The sequence below is a fragment of the Microbulbifer sp. ABE4_465 genome (assembly GCF_056160765.1).
On record NZ_JBSWXV010000022.1, the window covers coordinates 1 to 1376 of the forward strand.

A 1376-nucleotide genomic window follows, 5' to 3' on the forward strand; every position below is an offset into this window, starting at 1 on the left:
AAGAGCATCCGCAGCTTCGGTTATCAGTTTGAGCCCCGGTATATCTTCCGCGCGGGCCGACTCGACTAGTGAGCTATTACGCTTTCTTTAAAGGATGGCTGCTTCTAAGCCAACCTCCTAGCTGTCTGGGCCTTCCCACATCGTTTCCCACTTAACTGATATTTGGGACCTTAGCTGGCGGTCTGGGTTGTTTCCCTTTTCACGACGGACGTTAGCACCCGCCGTGTGTCTCCCGCGATTGCACTCCACGGTATTCGGAGTTTGCATGGGGTTGGTAAGTCGGGATGACCCCCTAGCCCAAACAGTGCTCTACCCCCGTGGGTGAGACGCGAGGCGCTACCTAAATAGCTTTCGAGGAGAACCAGCTATCTCCCGGCTTGATTAGCCTTTCACTCCGATCCACAGGTCATCTCCTAATTTTTCAACATTAGTGAGTTCGGTCCTCCAATTGATGTTACTCAATCTTCAACCTGCCCATGGATAGATCGCCGGGTTTCGGGTCTATTGCCTGCAACTAAACGCCCTATTAAGACTCGATTTCTCTACGGCTCCCCTATGCGGTTAACCTTGCTACAGACAATAAGTCGCTGACCCATTATACAAAAGGTACGCAGTCACCCCGAAGGGCTCCTACTGCTTGTACGTATACGGTTTCAGGTTCTATTTCACTCCCCTCTCCGGGGTTCTTTTCGCCTTTCCCTCACGGTACTGGTTCACTATCGGTCAGCTGGGAGTATTTAGCCTTGGAGGATGGTCCCCCCATGTTCAGTCAAGATAACACGTGTCCCGACCTACTCGATTTCACTAAATGTGCCTTTTCGTGTACGGGGCTATCACCCTGTATCGCGGAACTTTCCAGATCCTTCCACTAAGACATAAATAGCTTAAGGGCTAATCCCCTTTCGCTCGCCGCTACTCAGGGAATCTCGGTTGATTTCTTTTCCTCCGGGTACTTAGATGTTTCAGTTCCCCGGGTTCGCCTCCCTAACCTATGTATTCAGTTAGGGATACTCCTAAAAGGAGTGGGTTTCCCCATTCGGACATCCTAGGATCAAAGCTTGTGTGCCAGCTCCCCTAGACTTTTCGCAGGCTCCTACGTCCTTCATCGCCTCCAGCTGCCAAGGCATCCACCGTATACGCTTAGTCGCTTGACCATACAACACAAACGACTACTAACGACTTTGTGCTTCCCCAAATCGCCTTATGCGGCGTTGCTGCTCCTTACTCAGTCGGTCACGTACTAATGTACGCTCCCTTCTTCGTTCGTCGCGCGCCTTGCCTAAGACAATTTGGCTTCGCACAACCTTATCGAAGGGTATTCAATAAGGTTTCCGGATTTGTGTGCTTGAGAGACACACATTTCTATTGATGTTGAG

1 rRNA gene is annotated in these 1376 nt (G+C 50.7%); it reads right to left on the minus strand.

Annotated elements, in window-relative coordinates:
- Window positions 1-1154 (minus strand): 23S ribosomal RNA (locus ACXAG1_RS16955); the annotation flags it as partial.
- Between the last annotated feature and the right edge of the window lie 222 nt (window positions 1155-1376).